This window comes from Paraclostridium benzoelyticum (assembly GCF_001006285.1).
In the GTDB taxonomy this organism is placed as follows: domain Bacteria; phylum Bacillota; class Clostridia; order Peptostreptococcales; family Peptostreptococcaceae; genus Paraclostridium; species Paraclostridium benzoelyticum.
The window spans coordinates 1-4,656 of record NZ_LBBT01000299.1; the positions used below are offsets into that span (position 1 = coordinate 1).

Consider the following 4,656-nt stretch of genomic DNA (forward strand, 5'->3'; position numbering starts at 1 on the left):
ATTATATTTAATATTAAGGGAACTTGTCTATAATACAATATGTATTGGAAAATAATGGTCATTCATATGGAATTCATATTTATGCTATAAAATATAGTTGAAGATAAATTTTAGGAGGTACATAAAGTAATATGGATAAAGAAAAAAAACATATAAGTAAAAAAGTATGGATAATTACAGGCGTTTTAGCAGTTGGAATAGGTGTAGCAGGATTTTATATTGGAAAAGAAAAAGGAAGAGATTTACCAGCAACGAGTAGGCATTATAGCGAAAATAAGGTAATAGCAACTATTGGAGATACAAAAATAAAAGAAAAAGAATTAAAAAATGTAATGGAACCTTTATTTTATATGAATGGCAAGACTAAAATGACTGATGAAGAGATAGATTATTATGAACAAAATATGATAGACCACATAGTAACTACAGAAACACTATATAAAGATGCAGTTAAAAATAAATTTAAGTTAGACAAAAAAATAATTGACGAACAATACAGCAATTATATGGCTACTATATCTAAAACATTTGGGCTAGATGAAGAAACTTATTTAAAACAGTTTGGAATAACTAAAGATGAAATGAGAAAGTCTATAGAAAAAGAAGCTGTGGCTGCTAAATATATAGAAGAAAAAAGTCAGGTAACAGATAAACAAGTTGAAGATTATTACAACAAGAATAAAAAAGATTTTAACCAAATAAGTGCATCTCATATATTAATAAAGAATGCTGATGAGAATGGTAAAAAATTAGATGATGCTAAGTTAAAAGAAAATAAAAAATTAGCTGAAGATATATTAAAACAAGCTTTAGAGGGCGGAGACTTTGCTCAACTAGCTAAGAAGTACTCTGAAGATGGAAGTGCTCAAAGTGGAGGGGACTTAGGTTACTTTGGAAAAGGTGATATGGTAGCTGAATTTGAAAAAGCTGCATTTACTTTAAATAATGGTGAAATATATCCTAAGATTGTTGAAACTCAATATGGATACCACATAATAAAGAAAACTGGAGAAAAAGAAATGTCTTTTGAAGATGTTAAAGAAAAGCTTAAAGAGCAACTAGTAGGAGAGAAACAAAATTCTTTAATTGATAAGTTAACAAAAGAATATAAAGTAGATGTTAAAAAATAAAATTTATTAAAAATGTGTCTTCCTATATGACTATGATTTATAAATGTGATAAAATTATAGTAAGCATATACGGGGGGGCGATTTTAAATGATAAAAAGACCACAGGAACTAACTGAAAAAAAAGTTAAAAACCTAAGGGATGGTAGAGGAACTACTACTATGTATCATTTGATTGAAGGAAAAGAATTAAAAAATAAGGCTAAGTTAATTTCAAGATTAGTTTTAGCACCAGGTTCATCTATAGGAGTTCATGATCATACAGATGATTTTGAAGTATATTATATAATTAAAGGTGAAGGCAGAGTATTAGATGATGGATTTATGCAGCCAATTGGATCTGGAGATGTTGTATATACAGCAGATGGAGAGTCACATTATCTAGAAAATACTGGTGATGAAGAATTAGAATTAATAGCAATAGTTATAAATGATTAAAAAAGATGGGATAACCCATCTTTTTTTTATGCTTAAAAAATATATTTATTAGAAATTACTGATATTATATGAAACTTAGTTATATAAATTAAATCTGTTTTGAGCATAAAAATTTAACATATTTTAAATATTAAATGTTAGAAAATAGTTTTTTTGTTGTATATATAATTTGTAAAGAAAAATATGAAAATAGCCCAAAATAGGTTTTTTTCGTATACTATTAAAATTAATAGAAAAAGTTACAAAATTTTAACTGTTTATGTTCAATATACAAGTAAACTGTCGTATATAAAACGTAAGTATAAAATTAACTTAAAATAGGGGGGATATTTATTGAATAAAAAAATAGCAATAGCTACACTAGCATTTATGCCATTGACAGCTACAAATGTATTTGCATCTGGGCAGGAAGGCATTGTAACAGCAACATCATTAAATGTAAGAAGCGAACCTTCAACGGAAAGTTCTTTTCTTTTCTCTATTAAGCAAAATGAAAAAGTAACTATATTAGAAAGTCAAGATGGATGGTATAAAATAAAAGTAGGAAATGGGAATTCTGGTTGGGCTTCTAGTGAGTATATAAAAACAGATCTTGGTCAAAATAACCAATCAGAACCTAAAAGAACAGTTATAGCCGATGTACTTAATATGAGAAGTGGAGCATCTACAAGTTATAGAACAATAGCAAAAATAAAAAAAGGAACTGAAGTCGAATTAATATCAGAAAGTAATGGATGGTCAAAGATTAAGTATGAGGGAAGAATAGGATACGTATCAAGTGAGTTTCTATCAAGTGAGAATGACATAAAACCAATTGAAAAACCAATTGAAAAACCAAGTACTAATCAAAATACAAATACTAACACTAATGCAAATGAAACTAAAGCAATAGGAAAAACAAAAGTAGTAACAGCGACATCATTAAATGTAAGAAGTGGGCCATCAACAAGTAATAGAGTGATAGGATCACTAAAACATGATATCAGAAAGTAATGGATGGTCAAAAGTTAAGTATAGTGGAAAAGAAGGATATGTATCAAGTACATATTTAAAAAACTCTGATGGTGGAAATACTGGAGGAGGAAGTGAAAATCCAAATCCAACACCAGGAAAAACAAAAGTAGTAACAGCGACATCATTAAATGTAAGAAGTGGGCCATCAACAAGTAATAGAGTGATAGGATCACTAAAACAGAAAGTAATGGATGGTCAAAAGTTAAGTACAGTGGAAAAGAAGGTTACGTATCAAGTACATACTTAAAAGACTCTGATGGTGGAAATACTGGAGGAGGAAGTGAAAATCCAAACCCAAGTAATAGTAAAATAGTAACAGCAACATCGTTAAATGTAAGAAGTGGTCCATCAACAAGTAGTAGTAAAATAGGATCGCTAAGACAAAATGAAGTAGTAGAAGTAATATCAGAAAGTAATGGATGGTCAAAGATTAAATTCAATGGAAAAGAAGGTTACGTATCAAGTGACTACTTAAAAGATTATAGTGGAGGAAATACAGGTGGAGGAGGTAGCTCTGAGGTTGTAGATGGAGCAACAGTTAATAATACGCCTGTAAGTTATACTCTAACACAACATGTTAACAAACAAGTTAGTAAAGGTAATGGAAATATGATAGCATCACGTGGGTTTGTACAAGCTAGTAGATCTGATATAGAACACTATATAAACCCAAGTAACTTTACAGGAAGTAAAAGTGGTATGCTACAATTTTTAAGATTAGATAGCTATAAAGGTGGAATAACTGCAAGTGAATTAAATGGATATTTAAATAGTTTAAGTCCTACATCAGGCGGATCTAATGTTTTCTATAACCAAGGGCAAGCATTTATAAATGCTGCGCAAAAATATAATATAGATGTAGTATATTTAGTAGGACATTCTATGCTAGAAACAGGTTATGGAAGATCAACTCTTGCACAAGGTCAAGTTTTAACATCTTATCAAGGGAAACCACTACCTCAACCTGTAAAAGTGTATAACTTCTTTGGAATAGGAGCATTTGATGGAACTGCTAACCTTTCAGGGGCTGAAGCTGCATATAAAAATGGATGGACAACAGTTGAAAAAACTATAGAAGGTTCAGCTAAGTGGCTATCTTCAAATTATATACATAGTAGTAAATATGGGCAAAATACTTTATATAAAATGAGATGGAGCTATGAAAATTTATGGCATCAATATGCTACAGATGTAAACTGGGCAAATGCTATATCAGGAGTAATGAATAAATTGGTAGGAATGTATGATACAACTAGCAATTTAGTTTATGAAGTTCCAGTTCATAAAAAATAAAAAAATGAGGGAGATCCCCTCATTTTTTTACGCAATTCTTTTATACTTTAAAAAAATATCTATGTTGTTTTCGCTAATAATATTTGTAATATTACCGAAATTATAAGTAGCTAGTGCATACTCTCGCATGTTATCAAAAATGAACTCTTCGTTTTTGTCCTCGAAGTCTATAAGTTTATGAGCTATAGACCAAGCTATAGACTCTCTATTTATAAGATTTTTCTTTAAATTTATAACACATTCCTCTAAATCAACCGGCAAGCTTTTTTTGTGAAGGTTTTCCATATCTATATCTATATTATATTCAACAAGCTTATCTATAAAAGTTTTGATTAATTGACTGTATTCAGCTCTGCTAGAATCTATGGTTGAATCCAGTATATGGCCAATCTCATGATATATAACAAATTTAGCTATAGAAAAAATATTTTTACTAGATATGTTTAAAAAAATGTTTTTAGAATGTAAGAATGAGAAAAAGTTATAACAAAAAGATACAAATCCCTGCTTTGAAACTAGTATAAGTCTTAACCTAGGCAGTGTACATATAGGTATGAATCTTTTTTTAAAATAAAGCATATACAATCTTTTATTAACATTTACACTTTTTACAATTTCTTTTATTATTTTTTTTTCTCCTAAATCTTCATAAGAAAGTAAAATTTTATTTATTAAAACGCTATCAACGTTATCCATGAAATCACCACCTTAAATGTGTCATCTAACTTACTTACTAATATATTATTAAAAAATATATATTTTGTAGCTAATCCTAATAAAAAAA

7 protein-coding genes are annotated in these 4,656 nt (G+C 28.9%); 5 read left to right on the plus strand and 2 right to left on the minus strand.

Annotated elements, in window-relative coordinates; translation table 11 throughout:
- Nucleotides 1-131 precede the first annotated feature (131 nt).
- The 4 genes from VN21_RS17985 (at nt 132) to VN21_RS18755 (ending at nt 2,826) form a co-directional block, all read left to right on the plus strand.
- A complete protein-coding gene (locus tag VN21_RS17985) occupies nt 132-1,130 on the plus strand; it encodes a peptidylprolyl isomerase (protein WP_052952097.1) in 999 nt (332 codons plus the stop codon).
- Between the two features lie 87 nt (nt 1,131-1,217).
- On the plus strand, nt 1,218-1,565 hold the full coding sequence (locus VN21_RS14955) for a cupin domain-containing protein (RefSeq protein ID WP_021428853.1): 348 nt from the start codon (nt 1,218-1,220) through the stop codon (nt 1,563-1,565).
- Nucleotides 1,566-1,898: 333 nt separating this feature from the next.
- Nucleotides 1,899-2,558 carry an SH3 domain-containing protein gene (locus VN21_RS18750; RefSeq protein ID WP_046823971.1) on the plus strand — a complete coding sequence of 220 codons (660 nt, stop codon included), beginning with the start codon at nt 1,899-1,901 and terminating at the stop codon, nt 2,556-2,558.
- Nucleotides 2,542-2,826: an SH3 domain-containing protein gene (locus VN21_RS18755; RefSeq protein WP_046823972.1), complete on the plus strand. Its 285-nt coding sequence runs from the start codon at nt 2,542-2,544 to the stop codon at nt 2,824-2,826. Before VN21_RS18750 ends, VN21_RS18755 begins: the two co-directional genes overlap by 17 nt.
- Here the strand turns inward: VN21_RS18755 and VN21_RS19150 are convergent.
- On the minus strand, nt 2,804-3,019 hold the full coding sequence (locus VN21_RS19150; RefSeq protein WP_226896722.1) for a hypothetical protein: 216 nt from the start codon (nt 3,017-3,019) through the stop codon (nt 2,804-2,806). The two genes, VN21_RS18755 and VN21_RS19150, sit on opposite strands and share 23 nt — an antisense overlap.
- On the opposite strand from VN21_RS19150, the gene VN21_RS18760 reads away from it, so the two are divergent.
- Nucleotides 2,946-3,872 carry a glucosaminidase domain-containing protein gene (locus tag VN21_RS18760; protein WP_226896723.1) on the plus strand — a complete coding sequence of 309 codons (927 nt, stop codon included), beginning with the start codon at nt 2,946-2,948 and terminating at the stop codon, nt 3,870-3,872. The genes VN21_RS19150 and VN21_RS18760 overlap by 74 nt on opposite strands.
- Before the next feature lie 27 nt (nt 3,873-3,899).
- Here the strand turns inward: VN21_RS18760 and VN21_RS14975 are convergent, their stop codons facing one another.
- The gene (locus VN21_RS14975) at nt 3,900-4,568 is read right to left on the minus strand and encodes a hypothetical protein (protein ID WP_046823973.1); all 669 of its coding nucleotides are present in this window, start codon (nt 4,566-4,568) and stop codon (nt 3,900-3,902) included.
- Nucleotides 4,569-4,656 lie beyond the last annotated feature (88 nt).